Raw genomic sequence first — 26,067 nt, 5'->3', positions numbered from 1 at the left:
GTTCAGGGGAGTGCCGTGGTGGGCGCCTCCTGGGACGGCGTCCGGCACGGGCAGGGCGGGCGGTGGCGTCCTCGGTTGAGAGGGGCGCCGCCGCCCGCCGTGCCAGGGAGCGCCACCTCGGGATGTGGTCATCCCGGGGTGGTCAGCTCCGGCAGCAGGCGATCAGGCCTGGGCGTTCGCGATGAAGTTCACGGCGTCGGCGACGGTCTTGAGGTTCTTGACCTCTTCGTCGGGGATGCGCACGCCGAACTTCTCCTCAGCGTTCACCACGATGGTCATCATGGAGATGGAGTCGATGTCCAGGTCCTCCGTGAAGGACTTGTCCAGCTCGACAGCCTCGGGAGCCAGGCCGGTCTCCTCGTTGACGATTTCAGCCAGGCCGGCCAGGATCTCTTCGTTGCTAGCCATGTCGGCTCCTTTTCTGTGTTGTTCCGGCAGCTGCCGGGGCTTGACGGCCAGCTTGTGCTGACCGGTGCTTGTGAAGTTGTGGTCGGGAAGTCATGAGGCTCAGGGGAGCCGGACCACCTGCGCTCCGAACACCAGACCGGCCCCGAAGCCGATCTGCAGGGCGAGGCCGCCGCTGATGTCCGGATTCTCCTCGAGCAGGCGGTGCATGGCCAGGGGGATCGACGCTGCGGACGTGTTGCCCGAATCGGCGATGTCCCGCCCGACTTTGACGTGCTCGGGAAGCTTGAGCTGCTTCACCATCTCATCGATGATGCGCATGTTCGCCTGGTGCGGCACGAAGGCGCTCAGATCCTCGGCGGCGACGCCGGCGGCGTCGAGCGCGGACTGTGCCACCTTGGCCATCTCCCAGACGGCCCAGCGGAAGACCGTGGGGCCGTCCTGGCGCATGGTCGGCCAGATGTTCCGCGCGGCTTCGACGACGGCGTCCTCGTCACCTGCCGCGGCGAGGCTTTCCAGCCCGCGGACGTCGTTGAGCGAGTGCGTCATGCCGATGGCGCCCCACTTGCTGCCATCGGAACCCCAGATGGACGGGCTGATGCCCGGCTCGTCCGAAGGGCCGACCACGACCGCGCCGGCCCCGTCCCCGAGAAGGAAGGAGATGGTGCGTTCGTGGTTGTCGATGAAGTCGGAGAGCTTTTCGGCGCCCACCACCAGGACGTACTCGGCGGCGCCGGAGCGGACCAGCGCGTCCGCCTGCGCCACGCCGTAGCAGTAGCCGGCGCATGCTGCGGAGATGTCGTAGGCGGGGGCCGGGGTCGCTCCGAGGCGTTCGGCCAGAGCTGTCGCCGCGGACGGCGTGGCGAAAGGGTGTGAGACCGTGGAGACGATGACCGCCCCGAGACGGGACGCCTCGATGCCCGCCTTGACCAGAGCGTCGCGAGCGGCGCCTTCGGCCATGTCGATGACGCTCACGTCCTGGGAGGCGCGGCGCCGGGTCACGATGCCCGTGCGCTGCCGGATCCATTCGTCCGAGGAGTCGATCCACTGGCAGACGTCGTCATTGGTCACCACGACGTCAGGGCGGAAGGCCCCCACACCGTGGATGCGGGTTCCTGCCCGGACGTCGTTCTGCCGGAGGACGGGGGTCATGCCTGCGCGCCCTCGCCGTTCCCCGCCGCGTGGTGGCCGGAACCGCCGGGAGCGGCGTCCTGCTCGACCTCGGCGAAGAGTGCCAGGGCGGCGTCGAGGTCGGACGGGGTCTTGACCGCGACGGTCTTGATCCCGGGCATGCCGCGCTTCGCGAGACCGGTGAGGGTGCCGGCGGGGGAGAGCTCGATGACGCCCTTGACGCCCTGCGCCAGCAGCGTCTCCATGCAGAGATCCCAGCGGACCGGGCGGGAGACCTGGGCTACCAGGCTGGCGACGCCGGCCTTGCCGTTGGCGACGAGCTGACCGTCGTAGTTGGAGAGCAGGGGAACCTGCGGTTCGTGGATGTCCAGTTCGTGCTGCAGCACGTCCAGTGCGGCCACGGCGGGTGCCATGTGCGTGGTGTGGAAGGCGCCTGCGACCTTCAGCGGGATCACGCGGGCCTTGGCCGGCGGATTGGCGGCAAGGGCTTCGAGCTGCTCGAACGTGCCCGCGGCCACCACCTGACCGGCGCCGTTGACGTTCGCCGGAGTGGCCCCGGAGGCCTCGATCGCGGCGAGCACCTCGGTGGGATCGCCGCCGACGACGGCGCTCATGCCGGTGGGCGTGACGGCCGCGGCCTCGGCCATGCCGTTCGCGCGCTCGCGCACGAAGCGCATGGCGTCGGCTTCGCTGAGGACGCCGGCGAGTGCGGTCGCGGTGATCTCACCGACCGAGTGACCGGCCAGGGTGACGGGCAGGGTCGAGAGCTCGACGTCGAAGAGGGCCTTCGCGGAGACCAGACCGGCGGCCACGATGAGCGGCTGCGCGACGGCGGTGTCCTTGATGGTCTCCTCATCGGAGGTGGTTCCGTGGGCGGCCAGGTCCTGCTGAGCCACTTCGCTCAGGGCGGCCAGGTGCTCGGCGACGCCGGGGACCTCCAGCCAGGGGGCGAGGAAACCGGGGGTCTGGGAGCCCTGTCCGGGGCAGACGATTGCTAGCACTTAATCAGCTTTCCAAATCGAGGGGGCATTGCCGCCTGTTTGCTTGAACGAAGCTCAGGGGGCCTGTTTGTAGGAAGTCTACAAGAATGGGTCAATGTGGGCGGGTTGCATGGCGGTCGTGCGCGGGTCGCTGCGGCGGAGCGAGGCGGCCGACCGCCAGCGCGGTCTGCAGCACATACGCTTCGCGGGGGATCAGCGGGTCCCAGCCGGTGACGTCGCAGACCCTCTTGAGCCGGTACCGCACGGTGTTCGCGTGGACGAAGAGTTCGCGGGCCGTCGCCTCGAGCGAATGCCCGAGTTCGAGGTAGCTGCTCAGCGTGTCCACCAAGCCGTTCGAGGCCGCCAGCAGCGGACGGTAGATCCCTGCCACGAGCTGCCGCCGGGCGGTCTCGTCACCGGAGATGACCCGCTCTGGGAGGAGGTCGCCCGCCGCCACGGGGCGGGGCGCCGCAGGCCAGGCGCGGGCCGCGGTCAGTCCGGCGAACGCCGCCTGCGCGGACAGACTGGCGTCGGTGAGTGAGGCCGCTTCGGGGCCGTGCACCACGGGCCCCGGTGCGAACAGCTCGCTCAGCTTCGCGAGGGAGTTTTCGCGGTCGTGCAGGCCGCCGAGCACCAGGATGAGCCGGTCGCCCTGGATGCCCACCAGGGCATCGTCGGCGTAGCGGCCGGCAGTGCGCCGCAGCTCGCTCACGTAGCTGGCGCTCGGTTCCAGGGGCGTCTTGCCGACCACCACGGTGAAGCGCTCCTGGGCCTTCCAGCCGAGAGCCGCGATCCGGGACCTGAGGGCGTCCGTGTTCTCGCCGCGGAGGATCGCGTCCACGATGAGCGCTTCGAGACGGGTGTCCCAGGATCCGCGGGATTCGGCGGCGCGGGCGTAGACATCGGCTGCCGCGAAGGCCACCTCGCGCGAGTACCGGAGGACGGCCTCGCGGAGTTCCGGCTGCGCCTTCTCCGGGGCGAGCACGGGGACCTGCTCCTCGACCACCTCGACCACGATCCGGATGAGCTGGAGCGCCTTCTGCAGGCTGATGGCGCGGGTCATCTCGCTCGGCGCCGTGCCGAAGACGTCGGACAGGATCCAGGCGGGGGAACTCGGCCGCTCGTACCAGGTGACGAACGCGGCGATGCCGTTCTGCGCCACGAGGCCCAGCGTGGACCGCTCGTCGGCGCTGAGGCGGGCGTACCAGGGGAGCGAGGCTTCGAGCTGCCGGGTGGTCCGGGTCGAGAGCTGCCCGACGTTGGCGCGCAGCTTCTTCAAGGTCTCCGCCTTGTCCGCGGAGGCGGACGGGGTGGGCGAGGGCTTTCCATCGGACTGCGTCATGCTAAGAAGCTTAGTGCCAGGTGCTTTGTGTGAAGGCTACAACTGAGCCGCGGCCCACCTGGGGTGATGACCGCGGCGCCGACGACGGCGAGCCCCGCCCGCCGTCGTCGTGCGCGGCTGACGCTGTGCGCAGGGACGGCTGAGGCCCGCATCCGGTGGGATGCGGGCCTCAGTTGTCAGCAGCGTCGGTGGACGGGGATCAGGCGTCGCCGCCCGCACCGCCCGTGGTTCCGGCGTTCACGTTGTTCAGATCGTACTTCTCGATCGCCTGGCGCGGCGCGGTCGCGTCGACCTTGCCCTCGGCGGCCAGCTGCTGGAGAACGGCGACCACGATCGAGTGGGTGTCGTTCTTGAAGAAGCGGCGCGCGGCCTGACGAGTGTCGGAGAAGCCGAAGCCGTCCGCACCCAGCGCGGTGAAGCGGTTGGGGAGGTACTGGCGGATCTGGTCCGGCACGGCACGCATGTAGTCCGAGACGGCGACCACCGGGTGGGGGTTGTCGGCCATCTTCTGCGTGATGTACGGGGTCTGGAGGTCCTCCGGGTTGAGCAGGTTGTGCTCGTCCACGGCCACGCCGTCGCGGCGCAGCTCGTTGAAGGAGGTGACACTCCAGACATCGGCGGCGACGCCCCAGTCCTCGGCGAGGACCTGCTGGGCTTCGAGGGCCCACGGCACGGAGACACCGGCGGCGAACACGTTGGCACGGGGGCCGTCGACGCTCGGGGAGCTGATGTGGTGGATGCCGCGGGTGATGCCCTCGACGTCCACGTTCTCCGGCTGCGCCGGCTGGTGGATCGGCTCGTTGTACACCGTGAGGTAGTACATGATGTTCCGGTCGTCGGAGTCCGGGCCGTACATGCGCTCCAGGCCGTCCCGCATGATGTGGGCGATCTCGTAGCCGAAGGCCGGGTCGTAGCTGCGGATGGCCGGGTTGGTGCCGGCCAGGATCGGCGAATGGCCGTCCGCGTGCTGGAGACCTTCACCCGTCAGGGTTGTGCGGCCGGCGGTGGCGCCGATGATGAAGCCACGCGTCATCTGGTCCGCGGCGGCCCAGAAGGAGTCGCCGGTGCGCTGGAAGCCGAACATCGAATAGAACACGTAGATCGGGATGAGCGGGACGCCGTGGGTCGCGTAGGACGTGCCGGCCGCGGTGAACGCGGCGACGGCGCCGGCCTCGTTGATGCCCGGGTGGATCAGCTGACCGGTCGCGGCTTCCTTGTAGGCCAGGACGAGCTCACGGTCCACGGACAGGTAGTTCTGGCCGTTCGGGTTGTAGATCTTCGCCGTCGGGAAGAACGCGTCCATACCGAAGGTGCGGGACTCATCCGGGACGATCAGGGCGACGTGCTTGCCGAAGTCCTTGTCGCGGAGGAGGTCCTTGAGGAGACGGACGAAGGCCATCGTGGTGGCCGCCTTCTGCTTGCCAGAACCCTTGTACGCGACCTCGTAGGCCTTGTCGGACGGCAGCACGAGTTCGTCGTGCTTGGCACGGCGCTCGGGAACCGAACCGCCGAGGGCCGCGCGGCGCTCCATCATGTACTTGATCTCCGGTGCGTCGGTGCCCGGGTGGTAGTACGGCGGGTTGTAGAGGTCCTTCTCGAGCTCTTCATCCGTGATCGGGATGCGCAGGTGATCGCGGAAGGCCTTGAGGTCCTCCATGGTCAGCTTCTTCATCTGGTGGGTCGCGTTGCGGCCCTCGAAGTGGGTGCCGAGGCCGTAGCCCTTGACCGTGTGCGCCAGGATGACCGTGGGCTTGCCCTTGAACTCCATGGCTGCCTTGTAGGCCGCGTAGACCTTGCGGTAGTCGTGGCCGCCGCGCTTGAGGTTCCAGATCTGATCGTCGGTGAGGTCGGCGACGAGTTCCTTGGTCTGCGGGGTGCGGCCGAAGAAGTGCTCACGCACGAAGGCGCCGTTCTCGGCCTTGTAGGTCTGGTAGTCGCCGTCGACCGTCGTGTTCATGATGTCGACGAGCGAACCGTCCTGGTCCTTGGCGAGCAGGTCGTCCCACTCGCGGCCCCAGACGACCTTGATGACGTTCCAGCCCGCGCCGCGGAAGAAGGCTTCGAGCTCCTGCATGATCTTGCCGTTGCCGCGGACGGGTCCGTCGAGGCGCTGGAGGTTGCAGTTGATCACGAAGGTCAGGTTGTCCAGGCCTTCGTTCGCCGCGAGCTGCAGCAGGCCGCGGCTCTCCGGCTCGTCCATCTCGCCATCGCCGAGGAAGGCCCAGACGTGCTGGTCGCTGGTGTCCTTGAGCCCGCGGTTGTGCAGGTAGCGGTTGGACTGCGCCTGGTAGATGGCGTTCATGGGGCCGATGCCCATGGACACGGTCGGGAATTCCCAGAACTCCGGCATGAGGCGCGGGTGCGGGTAGGAGGACAGGCCGTGCGGGGCCTTGGACTTCTCCTGGCGGAAGGCGTTGAGGTCTTCCTCGCTCAGACGGCCTTCCATGAACGCCCGGGCGTACATGCCGGGGGAGGCGTGGCCCTGGAAGAAGACCTGGTCGCCGCCGCCCGGGTGGTCCTTGCCACGGAAGAAGTGGTTGAAGCCGACTTCATAGAGGGTCGCGGCACCCGCGTAGGTGGAGATGTGACCGCCGACGCCGATCCGCGGGTCCTGCGCGCGGTGCACCATGATCGCGGCGTTCCACCGCATGTAGGCGCGGTAGCGGCGCTCGAGCTCTTCGTTGCCCGGGAAGGCCGGCTCCTGGTCCACCGGGATGGTGTTCACGTAGTCGGTGGTGGTGACCATGGGGACGCCCACGGACTGTGCGCCGGCACGCTGGAGCAGGGAACGCATGATGAAGCGTGCGCGCTCCGTGCCTTGCTCCTTGACCAACGCGTCGAATGATTCAACCCATTCGCTGGTCTCCTCGGGATCCACATCGGGGACACCGGCGGTCAGACCGCTCAGGATCGAAGGGGTGATTTCTTCAGCAGCCACGTCAAACCTCTCTTTGATGCAACTGCGGCGCCTCGCTGATCCAGGGGCTACCGCGCGCGGCAAATCGCTTCCGGGCGCCGGTCAGGTGATTCCGGCACTCTCAACTGGTCACTCGTCCTGCACGGCCGGGGTTCCGGACATGACTCACTCGTGTTCATGGATCACTCTAGCCCTCACATCGCGGCCTTCGCATTTGGGGACCCGTGCATTGCGCGCGGTCCGCGGGTCTTGAAGCGACGCCTGAGGACAATTCGGTGTCAACCGCTGCGAAAGAGCCGCTCATGCATCACAATGGGAAGTGACGCGGGCCGGAATGGAGTTACCGGCCTACTACGAGGAGGAACGAGTGAGCGAGGCCGACGCCGTCGCGGACGTCACCACTGCCAGCCGTCTGGGTTTCAAGGACGGCGACCTGATCCAGGAGTTCGGATACGACGAGGATGTCGACTTCGACTTCCGCGCGGACATCGAGGACATCACCGGTTCGGAGCTGCTGGACGAGGATGAACAGGAAGTAGTCGACGCCGTCATCCTGTGGTGGCGCAACGATGATGGCGACCTGGTGGACGCCCTCGTGGACGTCCTTCCCGCCCTGGAAGGCGACGGTGTGGTCTGGATCCTGACCCCCAAGTCGGGCCGGGAGGGTTACGTTCCTCCTGCCGAGATCCAGCAGGCCGCCCCCACCGCGGGTCTGCACAGCACATCGACTCTGTCCGCAGCGAAGGACTGGTCCGGGACCCGACTGGTGTTCCGGAAGAAGAAGTGATGTCGCAACAAGTGGCGAACCCCCTGGGGCTGGTTTCCCCGGCCGTGGGGGAGGAGGCGCCCGACTTCACCCTGGTGAACCAGTTCGGTGAAGAGGTGACCCTCAGCGCGCTGCGCGGCCGACCCGCCGTCGTCGTGTTCTTCCCGTTCGCGTTCTCCGGCATCTGCACGGGTGAGCTGTGTGAGATCCGGGACAACATCTCCCTGTTCGCCGGGCTCGACGCCCGCGTGCTGGCCGTGTCCGTGGACAGCAAGTTCGCGCTGCGCGCCTGGGCCGATCAGCAGGGCTATGACTTCGACCTCCTGGCGGACTTCTGGCCGCATGGCGCAGCCGCCCGGGCGTACGGGGTGTTCGACGAGGAGTCCGGCATGGCCGTGCGCGGCACGTTCATCCTGGACGCTGACGGGGTGGTCCGCTACGGCGTGGTCAACCCGCGCGGTCAGGCACGCGACTTCGAGGCGTACCGGCAGGCCCTGGCGGAACTCGCGGAATGACCGATATCACCACGGACGAGGCGCTCGAGGAGGCTCTGGGTCTTCTCCGCTCCCGTGCCGTGGTGGTGCTGACGGGTGCCGGGATCAGCACGGATTCCGGGATCCCCGCATATCGGGGCCCGAATTCGCGCCCGTCGAATCCGATCACGCTCCAGGAGTACATGGGCTCCGCCGCTGCCCGGCAGCGGTACTGGGCCCGGAATCATCTGGGGTGGCGACGGGTGAAGTGGGCTGAGCCGAACGACGGTCACCTCGCGCTGGCCGAGCTCGAACGCGCTGGAGCCATCCAGGCCGTCATCACGCAGAACGTGGACCGCCTTCACGAGGACGCCGGCAGCGAGAACGTGGTGGATCTGCATGGCCGCGTCGACCAGATCATCTGCACCGAGTGTGGCGACCTGTTGCGGCGCCGAACGCTCGAGGAGATGCTGACCGCGCTCAATCCCGGGTTCATCGAGCGAGCCGAGGAGCTGGGTGTCGTCGAGGCGCCCGATGCCGACGCCCAGATCGATGACGCCCTGGCCCGCGAGTTCGTGGTCGCTCCGTGTCCGCGCTGCGGGGGAGTGCTCAAGCCCGACTTCGTGTTCTTCGGGGAGAACGTGCCGAAGCCGCGTCTGGCGCGTGCCCTGAAGCTTGTGGAGGAGGCCGACGTGCTGCTCGTCGCCGGGACCTCGCTCACGGTCATGAGCGGGCTGCGTTTCGTCCGACAGGCCGACAAGTCCGGAACCCCGGTGGTGCTCGTCAACCAGGGCCCGACCAGGGGCGATGAGCTGGCCACCGTTCGGCTGCACAGCGGCACCTCGGAGACCTTGCGGGCGTTCGCCCGCGCGCTGCTACCCCCTCCGGTGCCCCGGGCACACTGACCCGCGCACGACGACGGCGGTCGGCCTCCTCCGGGGGCGGTGCAGCAGGGGTGCAGGCGGCGTCGCCGTTTGCCCGCTGAACTGGGGATCCGCTAAGGTTGATACCTGTTGACCGCAGCGCGGACAGCAGAGAAGGGCCTTTAGCTCAGCTGGTAGAGCGCCACGTTTACACCGTGGATGTCATCGGTTCGATCCCGGTAGGGCCCACCACCGAAAGCCCCGGTGTTGCAGGATTTTCATCCTGCGGCACCGGGGTTTTCCGTATGCGTCGGCTCATCCGACCCCTGCCGCCAAGCCACCGCACCGTTGTCCTCGGGAGCTCACCTCGATAGGCTCCAGAGACAACCGGTCGAAAATCGTGAGCAGTGGGGAGCACTCAGATGAACTTGTGGGGGACGGCCATCGTGACGGTGCTGGGCGCCGGAGTGGGCTACTACGTGAACGGGCCGACGTCGGCGGCGATCGGGGCGATCACTGCCGCGATCCTGGCGGAGTCGTCCCGCCGGAAGCGCCTCGAGCGGGAAGCGGCTCGCGAGCGCGGCTGAGAAACGCCCCGCACCACCTACTCCCGCAGCCGAGCCACCTCGCTCACCCATGCGCGGTGCGCGAAGTCGCCCGCCGCGAACGGGACCGGGATCCCCAACGACTCGTGGGTCTGTGACACGAACCGCAGTGCCGTCACCGGGACGCCGGACGCCGAGAGCGCCCGGGCATACGCCTCGCCGTCACCGCGCAGCGGATCCAGCTCCGCGGTGAAGATCACCGCGGGTGGGAGTCCCTCATGAGACTCTGCGAGAAGCGGTGACGCATACGGTTCCCGAGCGAGTGCCCGGTCCGGCCCGAGATACTGGGCCACGAGCGCCCGGCCCGCCTTCTCCAGGATGACGTGCGGCATGCTGGGGCCGATGCCGCTCATGTCCGCGTGGCCGATCGTGAGATCGAGGGCCGGGTTCTCCAGGATCTGAAGCCGCACCGGAATCCGGTTCCGCTCGCGATTCATGAGGGTCACCGCCGCGGCGAGATTGCCGCCCGACGAGGCGCCGCCGACCGCCATCCGGTCCCGCGATCCTCCCAGTTCCTCGGCGTGCTCACAGGCCCACTCCAGCGCCGCCCAGCACTGCTCCGGCTGAACCGGGAACTGGTGCTCGGGTGCGTGCGCGTAGTCCGGCGCGACGATGATGACCCCGGCGTCCTGCGCTCGCCGCCGCAGTCTCGCGTCCCAGGCCTTCCAGTCGATGCCGCCCAGCGTGAAGCCGCCGCCATAGAAATACACCAGCACCGGGAGTCCCGCTCCGGGAGACGCCGGCTCCCAGCCCGGCCAGTAGACCCGCACCCGCACGTCAGGCGCCTGACGCGCCGGTACCAGGTGATCCGCCGTCGCTGTTTCGAGCGGTGTTTCGGCGAATTCCACCTGGATCCGGTCGTCATTCTCCTGAGCCACGCGGCGACGCCCTGCGGCATCAGAGGGCTCAGGCTTCTTGAAAGGGGCCGCAGCCTTCTCGAAGGCGGTGACGGCCGGGTCGACGGCGGGACGCCGCCAGCGTCCTCGTCTCCACCTCATCCGAGGCCGCCTTTCCTGGTGACGCAGGTCATCAGCGCACACTCCTGATTCTGAGGACGGACAGTCCGGCGAACACCGCCATGACGAAGGCGGCCACGTAGAGGGCCACGAAGTTCTCCCCGGTCGGCGATCCGATCCTGGTGAGGAGGAAGCCCAGCACCGGGACGAAGATGTTCGGCAACAGATACGCCAGCGCGACGATCCCGAGATCCTTGCCGGCTTCCTCCACCGAGGGGAGGCATTCGGTCATCAGGGCCACATCGGCCGAGATGTAGGCGCCCTGTCCCGCGCCGATCAGGGCGATCCCGACCAGGAAGATCGGCAGACCCGGCGTCGCGACCGCCACGATGAGGCCGACGGCACTGAGCATCGCACCGAACAGCACACTGGGCTTGCGCCGCCTGGTCCGGTCCGAGATGACGCCGAAGAGGAAGGCGAACAGCAGATTGCAGACGGTGAAGACCAGGGTGGCCTGCGTCTGCACTCCGGCGATCACCGAAGGATCGTCGAGGTCGAACCGTCCGGAGATCGTCAGGTAGAGGTAACTCGTCACCGTGACGATCGACGCGGTCATGAGGAAACGGCAGATCCAGGCCCAGGCGAAATCCGGGTGGCGCCGAGGACTGAGCCAGAAGGTGCTGATGAACGCTTCCAGATTGAACGGCGGGGGAGCGTCCGTCCGGTGGAGATCCCGCAGGGTGACGAACAGCGTCAGGGACAGCACCACCGCCACGGCTCCCGGGATGAGGAACATGGCGGCCTGCCCCAGGGAGGCGAGCTGCCCGGTCATCATTGTGCCGACCAGGATGCCGACCGTGCCCGCCGCCCCGGTGACCGCCGACATGATGGCGCGGATCCGGCGCCGGATCTGATCCGCGAAGAGGCTGTGTTGCGCCATGGCGACGGCGCCCCAGCCCACGTAGTTCAGCACGATGCCGATCCAGAGCCAGGCGGGGGTGGGCGCCCAGGCGAGGGCGAGGTAGCCGGCGAGGGCGATCAGTGATCCGGAGAGGATCCACGGCCTCCGCAGCCCCAGGCGGGACCGCGAGCGGTCGCTCAGCCGGCCGAAGACCGGGGTCACCACGAGCGTGGCGAAACCGCCCACCGTCAGCAGGACACTGAGGTTCGCTGAGGCGCTCGCCGCGTCCCACTGCTTGAGCAGCTGCGGCACGGCGACGCCGGCCACTCCCTGCGCGACGCCGGTCGCGCCCCACGCGAGGGCGAAGCTCACCCAGAACCACGGAGTCTGCCGCTCCCCGGGCACCGTTTCGGCGTCGGCCAGGTGCACGACGGGTTCCGTAACGGCCGCCGACGGGTCGAGCGCGGCGGGGATTCTCTTCTGGACCGACATGTAACTCCTCATCGAGTTGGTGCACGGATGTCGTACCCGAGGTTGGTGGACACGAGTGTATGCGCGTACATTCGTGGAAACAAGGGCTGGAGTGGCGCTTCTTCCGATACCGTTGGGGGCGGCGGCCCCGGCCCATTCCGGGGCGGCCGACGCCGGACCGGCGTCGAAGGACAGGGAGTGAGGGATGACCGTGACGAAGGCGCGTCCATCGGTGTACGACGTCGCAGCGGCGGCCGGCGTGTCCACGGCGTCGATCTCGAGGTACTTCCGCACTCCGGAAAAGCTCAGCGAGACGCTCCGGGACCGCATCCAGAGCGCCGTCCAGGAACTCGGCTATCTGCCCAGCGGTCTGGCCCGCGGCCTCGCCGAACGGAGCACCGGCACTCTCGGCTTCTACTCGTTCAGTGGGCACGAACCCGACGAATGGGACCGCAGCCCGGTGCCGAGCGCCGAGGGCGAGGTGCCCCGCGTCGAGTACCGCGGACGCTGGCCCCGGCTGTTCCCGCTGTATGCCGACGAGGTGCTGCGGGGTATCGAATTGGAGTGCACGCTCCGCCGACTCCCACTCCTGGTCGGCTGGCAGGACTCCGACGGCCGCGGTGTGGCGCTCGATGACATCGCACGCCGCAGCGACGGTCTCGTGGTGCTGCCCGCCACGATCGAGGAGGCGCAACTGCGACTCCTGGCGCAGCGGCTCCCGATGGTGCTCGTCTCACAGCTCGTGCCAGAGGGCATGACCGCGTCCTCGGTCAGGGTCGACGACTTCAGCGGCATGCGGGCGCTCACGGCACACCTGGCGGACGAACACGGAGCCCGTCGTTTCGCGTTCGCGGGTTCGGCCACGGGTGCCGAGCATGCGGCTCGTCACGCCGGTTTCACCGCGGCGCTGCAGGACCGCGGGCTGAAGGTGCCGGTCGAGCCGCTCGTGGATGCCGGGTCCCGCTCCGCCACGTACGCCGCCGTGACTACATTGCTGACCGCAGAGCGGTCGTTCGCGGACCGGCTCCCCGATGCGATCGTCTGCTCGAGTGATCAGACGGCCCTGGGGGTGCAGGCCGCGCTCGGGGACCACGGGATCGCGGTCCCCGGGGACGTCGCGATCACGGGCTTCGACGGGCTCGACGCGGCGCGGCTGGCGGATCCGCCGCTGACCACGGTCCGCCAGCCGATGGACGAGCTGGGGCGCGTCGCCGTCGAGCTTCTCACCGAGGCTCTCGACGCGCCGGGGACCAGCCGCCACGTCGTCCTGCCCGTGGCGATGCTCCTGGGCCGCAGCTGCGGCTGCCCCTGAGGGGTCGGTCGGACCTACACCTGATAGCCCGCGAGGCCACGTCCCACGAGCGTCGGTTCCCGCCAGGTGAAGGAGAAGTGCCCGGTCTCGGGGGAGAGTCTGAGCAGCCCCACATGCGGGCCCTCGATCATCCGGAGCTCGGCCTCGAACGCGTCGGTCCCGTCCCAGCCGCCCCGCGTGGCGAAGCGGACCGGGGGATCGCTCAGCAGTTCGCCCCGGGTCCAGTCATCGCCGCCGACGCGGAGACCATACGCCACGCCGTCGAGCGTCAGAGTCAGGGTGTCGCCGTCGAGCCGCACTGATTCGAGCTCCGGCAGGTCCGTGCCGCCCAGCCCGCCGAAGCGCACCTCGGGAAGCCCCGGCTCGCCGGGAGCGCGAGTGAAGACGGTTCCGGCAACGCTGTGCGACGACGGCGGCGCGAGCGGTGCGCCCGCAGTCCTGATCGCCTGGGCGGCCAGGGCGGCCCACTCCGGCGCCCGCTCGGCGGCCTCCGCCCAGCCGTCGGGCGCAGCCTCTCCCCGCAGGGCCAGCACGAGTCCCGCCAGCATCCCGAGGTTGGCTTTCGCCTGGGCCTCGGCGCGGCGTTCGGCGCCGGCAGTGGGCGCGGGGATGGCCGTCTCCTGAAGACGCCGGGAGAGAGCAGCGCTGTCCAAGGAGCCGGCATCGGTCCCCAGGGTGTCGCCCCGACTCGACAACACGGGGAGCAGGTGCTCCCAGACGGCGTCGAGGAGGGGCTGACCGAGCACGGTCGAGGCGGTCAGGGCGATCACCGAATTCACCCCGGGCAGGACGAGGCACAGCTGGCTGTAGGCGCCGCCCGCGTGGTATCCGTGATCGCCGATCCAGAACTGATACCCGTAGCCGAGCGAACTGTCCCGGTCCACCGGCTGGCCCGGCGGGAACCGGTGGTCCGCGTCATTGCTGATCCGCACCGAAGTGGCCTGATCGATCCACTCCGCCGGCACGAGCCTGCGGCCCTGCCAGACTCCGCGCTGCAGGAGCAGCTGCCCGAACGCGGCGATCGATGCGGTGCGGAGGTGGAGGCCCGTGAAGCCGGGGTTGGAGTCGCCGCCGGCCCACTTCGCCTCCGTCGCCCCGAGGGGTTCGAGCAGGCGAGGGCGGAGGTACTCGAAGAGGGAGGTTCCGGCGGCTCGTTCGATGATCTTGGCGACCGCGAAGGTGGCGAGCTGATCGTAGGTGAAGATCTCTCCAGGGCCCCGCTCCGGGTGGTACGCGGCCAGCAGCTGGAGAAGGCCGTCGTCGGTGACCGGAAGCTCGACACTCGGGTCGAGGACGGGATCGAGGAGGTGTCCCACCGACATGCGCAGGGCGTCGGCGATCGTCGCGTCGCCGTAACCCGCCGCCTCCGGGAGGAGATCGGCCAGCCGGTCGTCCCTGCGGAGCAGGCCCTCGGACTCGGCGATGCCGGCTGCCACCGAGGTGAAGCTCTTGCTCAGCGAGTACAGCAGGTGAGGTGTGGATGCGTCGTACGGATGCCACCAGGACTCGGCGACGACGGCGCCGTCGACCGCGATCATCAGGCTGTGAAGCTCGATGCCCGCGGCCTCGACCGCGTCGAGGAAGGCGCCGATTCCGCGCGGGTCCACGCCGAGCTGTTCGGGAGTCTGACGAGGCAACACTTCCTGGGTCACGATGACCGCCTTCCACCTGGAGACTGTATGCGCATACATGGCGCTTGACGTCAGCCTATGCAAGCGGGAGCCCACGGTCCACCCCTGGCGCACGAGCTCGGACCCGGACGAATTCAGGGCGCGGAGTCGCGTCACGATCCGGGGTCTCGCGCCACTCATCAAAGTGACGCGGTGGCGCCGAGGTCTGCCATCGGCGGCCCGCCCAGAGGATTGAGGATGTCAACGTGAGTGAGAGCTACCTGGCTTTCGGTGGGAAGTGCGCCTTCGCCCTGTCCCTCGGCGCCGGATCGACCGCCCCGGAGGGTAAACCGGAGTTCACCCTGGAGCGCGACGGGAAGACGTACGTCTTCTCGGGTGCTGTGCCGATGGCGTTGTTCCGGTGGATTCCGGGCAGCGCCGTGCGGGCTCGCAAAAGCTGGATGAAGGCACGGCGGGGCGCGCGGGGTCGACGCCGGGCCAGCAGCTCCGTCTAGCGTCTCGGGGTCGGCGGGGGTCGGCGGGGTTTCAGCGCGGCTCTCAGGGGGCCGGTTTCAGCGCCGCCAGCAGTGCGGCGCCGTCCGGGGTGCCCAAGCCCGTGCAGGCATCCCAGCCGGGCCCCGCGTGGTAGCTTCCGTTGTTGCCGACCGTCACGTCCCGGAATCCTGAGGACACGGCGTAGAGCGCGGGCTGGATGAGCCCGAAGCGCCGGTTCCCGGCCTGCGCGAAGCGGGCGATGAGCGCCGCCCAGAGCGGTGCCACGGCACTCGTGCCGCCGATCACCAGGTCCTTGCCGTCCACGCGGATCCGGTAGCCGGTCTGTGGATCCGCGACCGCGCTGACGTCGGGGACCCCACGCCCGGAATGCCCGGAGGCCGAGGGCGACTGCCAGGCCGGTCGGGGGAAGGCTTTGCTGTACCCGCCGCCGGTCGCCGAGTCGGGGCCTTCGTTCCATACGGTCTCCGAGCTGATCGTCCCGGTCTCCGGGTCCGCGTCGAGCCGGGTCCCGCCGCAGGCCAGGGCATGCGGGCTCGAGGCCGGGAAGTCCACATGGGCCTTTCCATCGGCCGCACCGTCGCTGCTGCCGCGGTCCCCGGCGGCCACGGTCGTGGTGATGCCGAGCGCTGCGGCGTCGGCGAGGGCCTGATCGAAGGCGTCGCGGGCCTGGGCCGTCCATTGGTCCTCACTCTGGCCCCAGCTGATGCTGATCGCACACGGCGCGGCCTTCGTCGCGGCGACCACGGCGTCCAGGAATCCCGCGTCCGTGTTGGGGGCGAAGTACACCTGGATCGCCGCTTTCGGCGCCAGAGCCCCGACCACCTCGATGTCCAGCAGGACCTCGCCGTCCGCACCCTGCGGATCGTTCCCGCCCTGGTTCGCGCCGCCGTCGACGCCGATGGACGTGATCTGGGGAGTGGCGAAACCCAGCCCCGCGAAGTAGGCGTCGAGATCGGCCTGAGCGTAGCCTCCGCCGAGCTCGATGATGGCCACCGTCTGGCCCGAGCCGTCGGTGCCGTCGGGGAAGCCGTACACCCGGCCCAGGTCCACCGGGCTGTAGCCGGTGCCCGCCGTCGCGCGAGGGAGGACGCGGAAATGGGCGCGCGCCTGCGGACGGTCGTCGAGGCCGAGCACGGCGACCACGATGCCGTTCAGCTCGGCGGGGATCCTCAGTTCGCCCTGCCGGTGACGGTAGTGCACCGTGGCTCCGTCCGGCGCGGTGCTCGTGGCATCCTCCAAGGTGGTGCCGAAGATGCTGCTCAACTGTTCCACCGTGCCGGACAGCCGGAGACGCCGCGACGCGGGGTCCGACTCGACCACATCCGCGCCCAGCCGGGTGAAGACCTCGGTGGCGAGCCGCACGTCGTCGTCGGAGGCCCCGTACTCGGAAGCCAGCTCGGCAGCCGTCAGATGGCCGACCGCCGCCTGAGCCGGCAGCGCCGTCCTGCGCCGCAGGACCACCGTGATCTCCAGTCGGCCGGCGCCGTCCGCCGGGCCGTGCAGCTCCACGCCGGGCACGACCGCCCGGGCGGAACTCTTGAGGGGAATGCCGTCTTCCCGTGCGTTGTAGGGTTCGTTCACTCCGGCCATCGAGTCCTCCAGACATCGTCGGTTCACCACGGATCCCCGATGCCAGTATCACCGTGCCGACTGACAGGGTAAAGGCCCTTCGCTCCCTCGGGCGGGCCGTGAAACCCGGGTGCTCAGTCCTCTTCGTCCAGGCGCGCCGTGAGGATCTGGTGCGCGCCGGCCTGCAGGATCCCGAGCGATTCCTGGATCAGCGGGGAGCCCAGGCTGCCTCGTCGCGCGACGGCGATGATCCGGCGCGAGGGCCGCCCCTTGCCGCTGATCCGCAGCCGCACGACGTTCTCGGCGCCGCGCAATGGCGCCAGTCGCGGCAGCAGGCCGACGCCGAGGCCGGCGCCGACGAATGCGATCATGGTCTCCCACTCGGAAGCCTCGTGAGCGATCCGGGGTGTCACGCCGACCGCCGTGAACGCCGCCGTGAAGAGTGAGTGATAGGTGGAACCGACGGCCTCCGTGATCCACGGTTCCGAGGCCAGCTCCTCCAGCGTCACGACGTCCCGCGACGCCAGAGGATGATCGGCGGGGACGATCACATCCAGCGGGTCATCCAGCAGAACCGTCTTCTCGAAGCGCTGATCCTCCTCCTGCGCGTCCGACTGCATCGCGATGATGACCGCCAGATCGATCCGCTCCGCGACCAGGAGGTCGAAGCACCGGGCCGGGTCGGCTTCGAGGACCTGGACGTCGACGAGGGGCCGGGTGGACCGCAGGGTCGCGGCGAGCGGGGCGAGCAGGTGGGCCGCCGCCGTCGAGAAGCCCCCGAGGCCGAAGTGGGACTGGACCTGGTCCCCGGCCTCCATGGCGGCCGCCCGCAGGCGTTCCCATTCGGCGATCAGCGCGTCCGAACCGGCGACGAGGATGCGTCCCGTGGTGGTCAGCCGCAGGCCGCGTCCGTCCTTGGTGAGCAGCTGCATGCCGAGCACCCGCTGCAGTTCGCGGAGCTGCGCGGACACCGCTGAGGGGGAGTAGCCCGTGAGCTCCGCGGTGGCGCCGATGGTGCCGCATTGGCCGAAGACGCGGAGTGTGATGAGCCTGACATCGATCATGCGCTAATTCTGCATGGATATTCGCAAAATCTCGCGCTTTTTCTGCGGAGAATGTGACCCTAATCTCATCATGACAAGCCTGTCGCGCACCCCGCCCCTCGTGTCTCCCCGGGAGGAAACCCATGACCGCTCCAGCGAACGCTCCCCTCAGCTCGCGCGGACGACTCGCCGCCACTCTGCCCGTGGAGCAGCTGGCCGAGATCTCCGCCTTGTTCGAGTTCCGGCGCACCGGATATTCGCTCGACGCCCCGTTCTACACGGACCCCACGATCTTCAAGCTGGACATGGAAGCCATCTTCGGGCAGCACTGGATCTTCGCCGCGAGCACGGCGGAACTGCCGGAGCCGGGGGACTATGTGACGGTTGATTACGGGCCCTACTCCCTGATCGTCCTGCGCAACGACGACGGCGGCGTGAACGTCCTGCACAACGTGTGCCGCCATCGCGGCGCCCGCGTGCTCACCGAGGCCGCGGGGCAGACCGGCAACCTGGTCTGCGGGTACCACTCGTGGACGTACTCGCCCGAGGGCAACCTGATCCACGCCTCCGCCCCCGGCGAAGCCAAGTTCGACAAGAACTGCTTCGCGCTCAAGAAGGCCCACGGCCTCGAGGTCGCCGGGCTCATCTTCGTGTGTCTCGCGGCCGAACCGCCCACCGACTTCTACGAGACCGCCAAGATCTTCGAGCCGTACCTGGCGCCCCACGAGCTGGCCAAGACGAAGATCGCGTACCAGCAGAACATCATCGAAGAGGGCAACTGGAAGCTCGTCATGGAGAACAACCGTGAGTGCTACCACTGCGACGGGCACCCCGAGCTCGCCTGCTCCCTGTTCCCCACCTGGGGTCTGACGGAGGGACTCATCCCCACGCACCTTGAGGAGGTGTGGGAGCGCAACAAGGTGGCCCAGGCGGATCTTGAGGCGCGCTGCGACCGGTACGGCCTGCCACATCAGGTGGTGGAGGAGCTCGACACCCGCATCGCCGGCATCCGCATCTCCCGTGAGGCCCTCGACGGTGACGGCGAGTCGTTCTCCGCCGACGGCCGCCGGCTGTCCAAGAAGCTCCTCGGCGATCTCCGGGACTTCCGCCTGGGCCGCTGCTCGATGCACCTCCAGCCGAACTGCTGGTTCCACTTCATGAGCGACCACGTCATCACTTTCGGGGTGTTCCCGATCAACGAGCACCAGACGCTCGTCCGCACCACCTGGCTGGTGGCCGACGACGCCGTGGAAGGCGTCGATTACGACCTGGACAAGCTCACCTACACCTGGAAGCAGACCAACATCCAGGACAAGGCGTTCGTGGAACTCTGCCAGCAGGGCGCCGCGAGCCCCGCCTACGAACCCGGCCCATACATGAAGAGCGAGTACCAGGTGGAGGCGTTCATCAACTGGTACGTGCACCGCGTGCAGGAGCACCTGGCATGACCGAAGTCCTCACTCAGCAGGCGGTCCGGGAACCCCAGCGCATCCGCGGGCTGGAGATGCCCTGGAACCGGGTGATGGGCAGCGCCGAGACTCCCGCCCGGGCCGCCCGGGCACTGGGTCCGTGGCACCCGCAGGAGTTCATGGCCGAGTGCGTCGAGACCATCCCCGAAGCGGGCGGTCTGATGACCTTCGTGTTCCGCCGTGGGGACGGGGCCCCGCTCGCGTTCCGTGCGGGCCAGTACGTCAACATCGCCTTCCCGGTGAACGGCGACGACGAGGACCCGGTGGACCGCAGCTACTCGCTGTCCAGTTCGCCCACCCAGCCGTGGACGTTCAGCTTCTCCGTGAAGAGGGATGCCGCCGGCGCGGTCTCGCCGTGGATCCACGAGAACGTGAAGCCGGGCACCGTGCTGGACATGCTCGGTCCGGTCGGCGCGTTCCATCTGCCGGATGCGGACCGTCGCGCCCGCTATCTCCTGCTGGCCGCGGGGGCAGGCATCACTCCCATCATGTCCATGGTCCGGACCATCCATTCGCTGCCCGGCCAGGCCGACGTCGTCGTGCTCTATCACGGCGCGGAAGCCGACGGCTTCGCCTTCCAGCGGGAACTGGACCACATCGCTTCCGTCGACGCGCGGATCCGGGTGCACTACTCACTCGGCGACCGGGGCGTCCCGGAGGGATGGCAGGGCCTGCGCGGGCGGCTCAGCGCGGCGATGATCGATGAGGTCGCCCCGGACGCCAACGGCCGGCAGGTCTACGCCTGCGGACCCGAGGGCTATCTGAACACCGCCACGGAGCTCCTGAAGAAGGTCGGGGTGGATGACACCTCGATCTACATGGAGTTCTTCACCGGGAACCGGCAGACGCTGCTGGAGTACCAGCAGGAGATCGCGCTGGCCTCAGACATCGCGGAGGAGATCGCGGAGGAGATCGCGGAATCCCCTGAAGAGTACTTCGAGAGCCAGCCCGCCGCCTTCGGGCTCTACGAACCCGGGTACGACGAGGACGGCACGCTCGACGCCACGGGCCTGCCGCTGGAAGCGGCGGGCACGGAAGCGGCAGGCCCCGTGGCTGCGGCCGACCCGGGCACCCCGGACCCGTCCGGCTTCACCACGGTGGGCACAGGAAGCCTCACCCTGTCCTTTCTCCGCACCGGGGTCAACGTCCGGATCGACCCCAGCGAGCACATCCTCGAGGTGGCTCAGCGAGCGGGCGTGCGGATCGGCGCCAACTGCAAGGAAGGCATGTGCGGCTCCTGCAAGGTCGTCAAGCTCTCCGGCGACGTCGACATGAACCATCAGGGCGGCATCCGGGCGCGGGAGATCGCCGCCGGGAAGTTCCTGCCCTGCTGCTCCACGGCGAAGACCGACCTGGTCATCGACGCCTGACCTCTGTGTCACCCCTGTCACCCCTCAGCACGTCTCAAGATCCAGGAGTAGATCGTGACCGTTGTTCTTGAAAGCCGCACCGCCGGCGAGGCGACCGCCGAAAACCTCACCAACCCCGCCAAGACCAGCACGGCCCAGTACGTCCTCACCCTCGCCTGTCCGGAGCGTCCCGGGATCGTCCGGGCCATCACCGCCTTCCTGGCGGACCGAGGGTTCGACATCATCGAGCACCAGCAGTTCGACGACCAGGTCAGCGGCAAGCTGTTCCTGCGCACGGCCTTCACCCCCGGCGACGACGACGTCACCGTCGAAGGCCTCAGCGCGGAATTCGCCGCCGTGGCGGAGGAGTTCGGCATGGACTTCACGATCCATGACGGCAGGCCGCAGCGCCTCCTCGTGATGGTGTCCAAGTTCGGCCACTGCCTCAACGACCTCATCTTCCGGTGGCGGGCCGGCAGCCTGGGCGCGGAGATCGCCGTCGTGGTGTCCAATCATGAGGACCTGCGGGCCATGGCGGAGGCCGCGGGTCTGCCGTTCATCCACGTGCCGATCACCGCCGACACCAAGCCCCAGGCAGAAGCGCGGCTGCTCGAACTCGTGGAGCAGTATCAGGCCGATCTGGTGGTGCTGGCCCGCTACATGCAGGTCCTCTCCGACGGCCTCACCCAGACCCTGCGGGGCCGGGCGATCAACATCCACCACTCGTTCCTCCCGGGCTTCAAGGGCGCCAAGCCGTACCACCAGGCCTACGACCGCGGGGTGAAGCTCATCGGGGCCACCGCGCACTACGTCACGGCGGACCTGGACGAAGGCCCGATCATCGAGCAGGAGGTGTTCCGGGTGGACCACAGCCTGGACGCGAACGCCCTCGCCACGGTCGGCCGCGACGCCGAATCCCAGGCCCTGTCCCGGGCCGTGCAGTGGCACTGCCAGCACCGGGTCCTGCTGAACAACACCCGAACCGTCGTTTTCCGCTGACGCGAACCAGGAGAAACACAAGAAGATGAGCACATCACCACGAGTCGTCATCATCGGCGCCGGCATCGTCGGCACCAACCTCGCGGACGAACTCTCCAGTCGCGGCTGGACGAACGTCACGGTCGTCGAGCAGGGACCCCTGGAGCTGGCGGGCGGATCGACGTCCCATGCGCCGGGCCTGGTGTTCCAGAACAACGGTTCCCGGACCATGACCCAGTTCGCCACGTACACCGTGGAGAAGCTCCTGGCCCTGAGCAAGGACGGCCAGTCCTGCTTCAACCAGGTGGGTGGCCTCGAGCTGGCCACGACGCCGGAACGGCTGAAGGACCTCCACCGCAAGATGGGGCTCATGACCTCGTGGGGCGTCGAGAGCCGCATCATCGACGCCGACGAATGCGAGAAGCACTACCCTCTGCTGACCACGGGCGCCCTGAGCGACGGCCGCGAGATCCTCGGCGGCCTGCTCATCCCGAGTGACGGACTGGCGCTCGCCGCCCGTGCCGTGCAGCTGCTCATCGAACGCGCGAGCGAGCGCGGCGTCGAGTTCCGCGGCTCCACCACCGTCACCGGCATCGCCCGCGACGGCGGCAAGGTCACCGGCGTCGAGACGGACGCCGGGCTGATCCCCGCCGACATCGTGGTCTCCTGCGCCGGATTCTGGGGCCGCGAGCTGGGCAAGATGGTCGGGCTCGAAGTGCCGCTGCTGCCGCTCGGCCACCAGTACGCCGTCACCACGCCCCTGCCGGAACTCGAAGGGGTCAACGAGCTGCCCAAGGGCGCGAGCAAGCCGATCCTGCGCTACCAGGACAAGGACCTCTACTACCGCGAGTGGGGCGACCGCATCGGCATCGGCAGCTACGCCCACCGCCCGATGCCCGTGGACATGACCCGGCTGCCGCAGGTCTCCGCCGAAGAGATGTCCGATCACAAGATGCCGTCCCGCCTGGACTTCACGCTGGACGACTTCCTCCCGGCCTGGGAGGACAGCCAGGACCTGCTCCCGGCCCTGCGGAACGCGGAGATCGAGGACGGCTTCAACGGGATCTTCTCCTTCACCCCCGACGGCGGCCCGCTCATCGGCGAGCACCCGGACCTGAGCGGCTTCTTCGTCGCCGAGGCGGTCTGGGTGACCCACTCCGCCGGCGTCGCGAAGGCCGTGGCCGAACTCCTCATCGAGGGCCGTTCCCGCACGGATCTGCACGGCACGGAGCTCACCCGCTTCGAAAAGGTGCAGACGTCCGACGATTACGTCTCGGAGACCTCGCAGCAGAACTTCGTGGAGATCTACGACATCCTGCACCCGCTGCAGCCCAAGGAATCCCCGCGGGACCTGCGCGTGAGCCCGTTCCACGTCCGGCAGAAGGAACTGGGCGCCTTCTTCCTGGAGGCCTCCGCCTGGGAACGCCCGCACTGGTTCGAGGCGAACCGCGGGCTCCTCGAAGAGCTCCCGGACGAGTGGCAGGCGCCGGAGCGCGAGTCCTGGTCCGGTATGTTCCATTCGCCCATCTCCGCCGCCGAGGCGTGGAAGACGCGCACCGCCGTCGCGCTGTATGACATGACGCCGCTCAAGCGCCTCGAGGTGGTCGGCCCGGGCGCCGAGGCACTGCTGCACCGCCTGAGCACCGGCAACATCACCAAGAAGCCGGGCGCGGTCACGTACTGTCTGCTCCTGGAACACGACGGCGGCATCCGCAGCGACGTGACCGTGGCCCGCCTCGACGAGGAGCGCTTCCAGCTCGGCGTCAACAGCAACGTCGACTTCGACTACCTGCGGGCCGAGGCGCGCCGGCAGTCGGCTGAGGATCCGTCGCAGTGGGCCCACGTCACCGACATCACCGGCAGCACCTGCTGCATCGGCCTCTGGGGTCCTCTGGCCCGTGAGGTGATCGGCAAGGTGAGCGGCGACGATCTCAGCAACGACGGCCTGAAGTACTTCCGCGCCAAGGAGATCTCCGTGGGCGGCATCCCGGTCACCGCGATGCGCCTGTCCTACGTCGGTGAACTCGGCTGGGAGCTCTACACGAGCGCCGAATACGGGCTGAAGCTCTGGGACCTGCTGTTCGAGGCCGGTCAGGAGTTCGGCATCATCGCCGCCGGACGCGGCGCCTTCAACAGCCTGCGCCTGGAGAAGGGCTACCGTCTCTGGGGCACGGACATGAACACCGAGCACCACCCGTACCAGGCGGGTCTCGGCTTCTCCGTGGCCAAGGACAAGGTGGGCTTCACCGGCGCCGAGGCGCTCGCCGAGCGCAAGGAGCAGCCGGCGGAGAAGACGCTGCGCTGCCTCACGATCGACGACGGCCGCTCCGTGGTGCTGGGCAAGGAGCCCGTGTACGTCGACGGCGAGGCCTCCGGGTACGTCACGAGCGCCGCGTACGGCTTCTCGATCCACCGCCCGATCGCCTACGCCTGGCTGCCCACCGCCGTCGGCATCGGCGACCGGGTGGAGATCGAGTACTTCGGTGAGCGGATCCCCGCCACGGTGACCGCCGAGCCGCTCTACGATCCCTCCATGGAGCGCATCCGCGGCTGATCCGCCGTCAGCCCTGACAGCTCCGCCCTGGTCACGGACCTCCGTGACCGGGGCGGAGCTGTGTCGTGTGAGGGCGGTGCTCCCGGTGACGATGAAGGCGCCGCCGGGCGAGAGGGAGGAGGCTTGCGGGAGCAGGAGAGGCGAAGGTGACGGCGGTCCTCCGGAGATCCCCTGGCTGATGATCTTTCCCCGGGACGGCGGTTCAGGCCGTGCCCGGCCAGGTGCCGTGTGACGGCGCGCCGGCTGATCGCAACGCCGTCTGGATGCAGTTCGAAGGCGATGCGGGACGCCGAGCACTTGTGCTCGCGCCGTAGTTCCTCAAGTCGCGCTAGCGTCTCGCCAGGTGTCGCGCATGGCTGCCGGGTTGGAGCAGACGAGGGGCCAAGCCCGACAAACCTCGATGAGTCGGCGACGACGTTCGACCGTCAAGGGCGAGTTTGCGTGCGTCACTTGCCTCCTTCGCTGTCGACGGGGGCGATCAGCCGAAGAAAGGGAACGGCGAGCAGCAGTGCCGCAGCGGTCGCGATGACGGCCACCCAAACGGGCCCGAGCGCGCCGGGCATCACGCTGAGCGTGGCAGCGGCAAGGACGGGACCGGCTGCTGCGCCGACGTTGAGTGCCGCTGTCGCGTACGACCCCGCCATGGTGGGGGCACCCGCTGACGCATAGAGCACTCGCGTGATCAGTGTGCTCCCGACGGCGAACCCCAGGACACCCTGAGCGAAAACGAGTCCCAGCAGGGCAACCGGGATCGTTGCGAAGAGCGCCAATGCGACCCACCCGAGCACAAGAACACTGCCACCACTCACGATGACGATTCGGGGTCGGGCATCTGAGAGTCGCCCAGCAATGGTGACGCCGATGAAGGAACCGACGCCGAAGAGCACAAGCGCCACCGACACCCACCACTGGCTCAGGCCGGCGGTGTCCATGACGATCGGCGCTAGGAAGGTCAGGGTGGCAAAGGTCCCGGAATTCACCAGGGCAGCGAGCAGCATCGTCAGACCAAGGCGCAGTGACGCAAGCTGCGCCAGCTCCATCCGCAGCGAGGTCGAGGAGGAAGCCTCCCTTGACGTGTCGTCAGCTTGAGTGGTGAAGCCCGCGGCAATGCCGATTGCCGCGGGGACGCAGAGGAGAGCGATCGCCCAGAACGTCGACTGCCAGCCGAGTGCCGTGCCGACTAGAGCACCGGCGGGGACGCCGGCGACGGTTGCGACGGTGGTTCCCGCCAGCAGAGTCGCCACAGCCCGACCTTTGGCGTCGGGTGCTACGAGTTGCGTCGCCGCACTCAGCGCGACCGCCAAGAAACCTGCATTGACGATCGCGGCGATCACCCGCGTGATGAACAGAACAGTGAAGTCCGGCGTGAGTGCGCCGACGACATGGGACAGCGCGAATACGATCACGAAGCCCAAGAGCGACGCTTTCACGGGGAGGCGACGAGTGAGTGCGGCCATCGCAGGTGCGCCGATCACCATCCCCGCGGCGAACGCCGATGTCAGGAGACCAGCGGTCCCTACGGAAACGTCGAAGTATGTGGAAATGCCGGGCACAAGGCCGGCGAGCATGAATTCGGAAGTACCCATGGCGAAGACCACCAGGGCAAGAACATAGAGAGCGAAAGGCATCGAGATTGCTCCGAAGCGAGAGTACGAACAAGAGAACGTCTCGTCACCACGGTCAGCGCCCAAAGGACACTCCAATGTCGTGCTGCATGCAGCTATGGCCTGCAGCAGAGAGCTGAAGGCTCAGTGGGGGTGAGGGGCTGACGGCGTGACCGAAAGCCCCTGAGTGTCCGATTCAGGGCTCGACATACCGCTCACCCTACCCGTCTGCGTCGCGACCCCCAAGAAACGT

21 protein-coding genes, 1 tRNA gene and 1 pseudogene are annotated in these 26,067 nt (G+C 68.5%); 11 read left to right on the top strand and 12 right to left on the bottom strand.

All coding sequences use genetic code 11. The features are described 5' to 3' along the window. Nucleotides 1-162: 162 nt before the first annotated feature. The 5 genes from P9849_RS09920 to aceE form a co-directional block, all read right to left on the bottom strand. A complete protein-coding gene (locus P9849_RS09920; RefSeq protein ID WP_066210694.1) occupies nucleotides 163-408 on the bottom strand; it encodes an acyl carrier protein in 246 nt (81 codons plus the stop codon). 99 nt (nucleotides 409-507) lie between these two features. Continuing rightward, nucleotides 508-1,557 (bottom strand): beta-ketoacyl-ACP synthase III, encoded by a 1,050-nt coding sequence (locus P9849_RS09915; protein WP_278266654.1) that lies wholly within the window; start codon nucleotides 1,555-1,557, stop codon nucleotides 508-510. Beyond that, the gene (locus tag P9849_RS09910; protein WP_278266653.1) at nucleotides 1,554-2,537 is read right to left on the bottom strand and encodes an ACP S-malonyltransferase; all 984 of its coding nucleotides are present in this window, start codon (nucleotides 2,535-2,537) and stop codon (nucleotides 1,554-1,556) included. Before P9849_RS09910 ends, P9849_RS09915 begins: the two co-directional genes overlap by 4 nt. A gap of 91 nt (nucleotides 2,538-2,628) precedes the next feature. Then, nucleotides 2,629-3,858: a helix-turn-helix domain-containing protein gene (locus P9849_RS09905; protein ID WP_278266652.1), complete on the bottom strand. Its 1,230-nt coding sequence runs from the start codon at nucleotides 3,856-3,858 to the stop codon at nucleotides 2,629-2,631. Between the two features lie 199 nt (nucleotides 3,859-4,057). Continuing rightward, nucleotides 4,058-6,796: a pyruvate dehydrogenase (acetyl-transferring), homodimeric type gene (aceE, locus tag P9849_RS09900; protein WP_278266651.1), complete on the bottom strand. Its 2,739-nt coding sequence runs from the start codon at nucleotides 6,794-6,796 to the stop codon at nucleotides 4,058-4,060. A 346-nt stretch (nucleotides 6,797-7,142) separates the two neighbouring features. On the opposite strand from aceE, the gene P9849_RS09895 reads away from it, so the two are divergent. The 5 genes from P9849_RS09895 to P9849_RS09875 all read left to right on the top strand — a co-directional run bounded on the left by P9849_RS09895 (nucleotide 7,143) and on the right by P9849_RS09875 (nucleotide 9,464). After that, the gene (locus P9849_RS09895; RefSeq protein ID WP_066210681.1) at nucleotides 7,143-7,562 is read left to right on the top strand and encodes a DUF3052 domain-containing protein; all 420 of its coding nucleotides are present in this window, start codon (nucleotides 7,143-7,145) and stop codon (nucleotides 7,560-7,562) included. Further along, complete coding sequence (locus tag P9849_RS09890; protein WP_278266650.1) at nucleotides 7,562-8,056, top strand: peroxiredoxin; 495 nt, start codon at nucleotides 7,562-7,564, stop codon at nucleotides 8,054-8,056. The genes P9849_RS09895 and P9849_RS09890 overlap by 1 nt, the downstream gene beginning before the upstream one ends. Next, entirely contained in the window at nucleotides 8,053-8,919 is an 867-nt protein-coding gene (locus tag P9849_RS09885) for an NAD-dependent protein deacetylase (RefSeq protein WP_278266649.1), read from the top strand. Before P9849_RS09890 ends, P9849_RS09885 begins: the two co-directional genes overlap by 4 nt. 134 nt (nucleotides 8,920-9,053) lie before the next feature. Further along, nucleotides 9,054-9,129: transfer RNA gene (locus P9849_RS09880), tRNA-Val, on the top strand. Between the two features lie 170 nt (nucleotides 9,130-9,299). Further along, on the top strand, nucleotides 9,300-9,464 hold the full coding sequence (locus tag P9849_RS09875; protein ID WP_278266648.1) for a hypothetical protein: 165 nt from the start codon (nucleotides 9,300-9,302) through the stop codon (nucleotides 9,462-9,464). 17 nt (nucleotides 9,465-9,481) lie between these two features. Here the strand turns inward: P9849_RS09875 and P9849_RS09870 are convergent, their stop codons facing one another. Both P9849_RS09870 and P9849_RS09865 read right to left on the bottom strand, forming a co-directional pair. Then, on the bottom strand, nucleotides 9,482-10,480 hold the full coding sequence (locus P9849_RS09870; protein ID WP_278266647.1) for an alpha/beta hydrolase: 999 nt from the start codon (nucleotides 10,478-10,480) through the stop codon (nucleotides 9,482-9,484). A gap of 31 nt (nucleotides 10,481-10,511) precedes the next feature. Further along, entirely contained in the window at nucleotides 10,512-11,831 is a 1,320-nt protein-coding gene (locus tag P9849_RS09865; protein ID WP_278266646.1) for an MFS transporter, read from the bottom strand. A 184-nt stretch (nucleotides 11,832-12,015) separates the two neighbouring features. On the opposite strand from P9849_RS09865, the gene P9849_RS09860 reads away from it, so the two are divergent. Continuing rightward, a complete protein-coding gene (locus tag P9849_RS09860) occupies nucleotides 12,016-13,122 on the top strand; it encodes a LacI family DNA-binding transcriptional regulator (RefSeq protein ID WP_278266645.1) in 1,107 nt (368 codons plus the stop codon). A 14-nt stretch (nucleotides 13,123-13,136) separates the two neighbouring features. On the opposite strand, the gene P9849_RS09855 is transcribed toward P9849_RS09860, so the two are convergent. After that, entirely contained in the window at nucleotides 13,137-14,774 is a 1,638-nt protein-coding gene (locus tag P9849_RS09855; protein WP_278266644.1) for a serine hydrolase domain-containing protein, read from the bottom strand. A 224-nt stretch (nucleotides 14,775-14,998) separates the two neighbouring features. Here P9849_RS09855 and P9849_RS09850 point away from each other — a divergent pair, with 224 nt between their 5' ends. Then, nucleotides 14,999-15,247, top strand: coding sequence for a hypothetical protein (locus P9849_RS09850; RefSeq protein ID WP_278266643.1), 249 nt, complete (start codon nucleotides 14,999-15,001; stop codon nucleotides 15,245-15,247). Nucleotides 15,248-15,290: 43 nt separating this feature from the next. Here P9849_RS09850 and P9849_RS09845 read toward each other — a convergent pair whose 3' ends face one another. Further along, nucleotides 15,291-16,838: a S53 family peptidase gene (locus P9849_RS09845; RefSeq protein ID WP_278266642.1), complete on the bottom strand. Its 1,548-nt coding sequence runs from the start codon at nucleotides 16,836-16,838 to the stop codon at nucleotides 15,291-15,293. Between the two features lie 113 nt (nucleotides 16,839-16,951). Then, nucleotides 16,952-17,881, bottom strand: a complete 930-nt coding sequence (locus P9849_RS09840; protein ID WP_278266641.1) for a LysR family transcriptional regulator — start codon at nucleotides 17,879-17,881, stop codon at nucleotides 16,952-16,954. Between the two features lie 122 nt (nucleotides 17,882-18,003). Here P9849_RS09840 and P9849_RS09835 point away from each other — a divergent pair, with 122 nt between their 5' ends. From P9849_RS09835 to P9849_RS09820, 4 genes are read left to right on the top strand one after another with little or no spacing between them, the layout of a single operon-like run. After that, nucleotides 18,004-19,308, top strand: coding sequence for an aromatic ring-hydroxylating dioxygenase subunit alpha (locus tag P9849_RS09835; protein WP_278266640.1), 1,305 nt, complete (start codon nucleotides 18,004-18,006; stop codon nucleotides 19,306-19,308). Continuing rightward, on the top strand, nucleotides 19,305-20,699 hold the full coding sequence (locus P9849_RS09830) for a ferredoxin reductase (protein ID WP_278266639.1): 1,395 nt from the start codon (nucleotides 19,305-19,307) through the stop codon (nucleotides 20,697-20,699). The genes P9849_RS09835 and P9849_RS09830 overlap by 4 nt, the downstream gene beginning before the upstream one ends. Nucleotides 20,700-20,753: 54 nt before the next feature. Next, nucleotides 20,754-21,677, top strand: coding sequence for a formyltetrahydrofolate deformylase (gene purU / locus P9849_RS09825; RefSeq protein ID WP_278266638.1), 924 nt, complete (start codon nucleotides 20,754-20,756; stop codon nucleotides 21,675-21,677). Nucleotides 21,678-21,702: 25 nt separating this feature from the next. Next, on the top strand, nucleotides 21,703-24,210 hold the full coding sequence (locus tag P9849_RS09820) for an FAD-dependent oxidoreductase (RefSeq protein WP_278266637.1): 2,508 nt from the start codon (nucleotides 21,703-21,705) through the stop codon (nucleotides 24,208-24,210). A gap of 197 nt (nucleotides 24,211-24,407) precedes the next feature. On the opposite strand, the pseudogene P9849_RS09815 reads toward P9849_RS09820, so the two are convergent. Together P9849_RS09815 and P9849_RS09810 are read right to left on the bottom strand one after the other, a co-directional pair. Further along, nucleotides 24,408-24,660, bottom strand: a pseudogene (locus tag P9849_RS09815) (hypothetical protein); the annotation flags it as partial. Then, a complete protein-coding gene (locus P9849_RS09810; RefSeq protein WP_278266636.1) occupies nucleotides 24,657-25,838 on the bottom strand; it encodes a Cmx/CmrA family chloramphenicol efflux MFS transporter in 1,182 nt (393 codons plus the stop codon). The pseudogene P9849_RS09815 and the gene P9849_RS09810, both read right to left, overlap by 4 nt. Nucleotides 25,839-26,067: the final 229 nt, after the last annotated feature.

Source organism: Arthrobacter sp. Y-9 (assembly GCF_029690065.1).
Classification (GTDB): Bacteria; Actinomycetota; Actinomycetes; order Actinomycetales; family Micrococcaceae; genus Arthrobacter_E.
The sequence above is the reverse complement of the archived record's forward strand: the minus strand, read 5'-3'. Positions and strand labels throughout refer to the sequence as shown.

What these genes read in the sequence shown, in the direction of transcription:
- P9849_RS09835 (WP_278266640.1), top strand. Translation starts at nt 18,004, where the DNA reads ATGACCGCTCCAGCGAACGCTCCCCTCAGCTCGCGCGGACGACTCGCC.
- P9849_RS09920 (WP_066210694.1), bottom strand. Translation starts at nt 408, where the DNA reads ATGGCTAGCAACGAAGAGATCCTGGCCGGCCTGGCTGAAATCGTCAAC.
- P9849_RS09890 (WP_278266650.1), top strand. Translation starts at nt 7,562, where the DNA reads ATGTCGCAACAAGTGGCGAACCCCCTGGGGCTGGTTTCCCCGGCCGTG.
- P9849_RS09830 (WP_278266639.1), top strand. Translation starts at nt 19,305, where the DNA reads ATGACCGAAGTCCTCACTCAGCAGGCGGTCCGGGAACCCCAGCGCATC.
- P9849_RS09865 (WP_278266646.1), bottom strand. Translation starts at nt 11,831, where the DNA reads ATGTCGGTCCAGAAGAGAATCCCCGCCGCGCTCGACCCGTCGGCGGCC.
- P9849_RS09875 (WP_278266648.1), top strand. Translation starts at nt 9,300, where the DNA reads ATGAACTTGTGGGGGACGGCCATCGTGACGGTGCTGGGCGCCGGAGTG.
- P9849_RS09915 (WP_278266654.1), bottom strand. Translation starts at nt 1,557, where the DNA reads ATGACCCCCGTCCTCCGGCAGAACGACGTCCGGGCAGGAACCCGCATC.
- P9849_RS09820 (WP_278266637.1), top strand. Translation starts at nt 21,703, where the DNA reads ATGAGCACATCACCACGAGTCGTCATCATCGGCGCCGGCATCGTCGGC.
- P9849_RS09860 (WP_278266645.1), top strand. Translation starts at nt 12,016, where the DNA reads ATGACCGTGACGAAGGCGCGTCCATCGGTGTACGACGTCGCAGCGGCG.
- P9849_RS09870 (WP_278266647.1), bottom strand. Translation starts at nt 10,480, where the DNA reads ATGAGGTGGAGACGAGGACGCTGGCGGCGTCCCGCCGTCGACCCGGCC.
- P9849_RS09885 (WP_278266649.1), top strand. Translation starts at nt 8,053, where the DNA reads ATGACCGATATCACCACGGACGAGGCGCTCGAGGAGGCTCTGGGTCTT.
- P9849_RS09845 (WP_278266642.1), bottom strand. Translation starts at nt 16,838, where the DNA reads ATGGCCGGAGTGAACGAACCCTACAACGCACGGGAAGACGGCATTCCC.
- P9849_RS09810 (WP_278266636.1), bottom strand. Translation starts at nt 25,838, where the DNA reads ATGCCTTTCGCTCTCTATGTTCTTGCCCTGGTGGTCTTCGCCATGGGT.
- P9849_RS09840 (WP_278266641.1), bottom strand. Translation starts at nt 17,881, where the DNA reads ATGATCGATGTCAGGCTCATCACACTCCGCGTCTTCGGCCAATGCGGC.
- P9849_RS09905 (WP_278266652.1), bottom strand. Translation starts at nt 3,858, where the DNA reads ATGACGCAGTCCGATGGAAAGCCCTCGCCCACCCCGTCCGCCTCCGCG.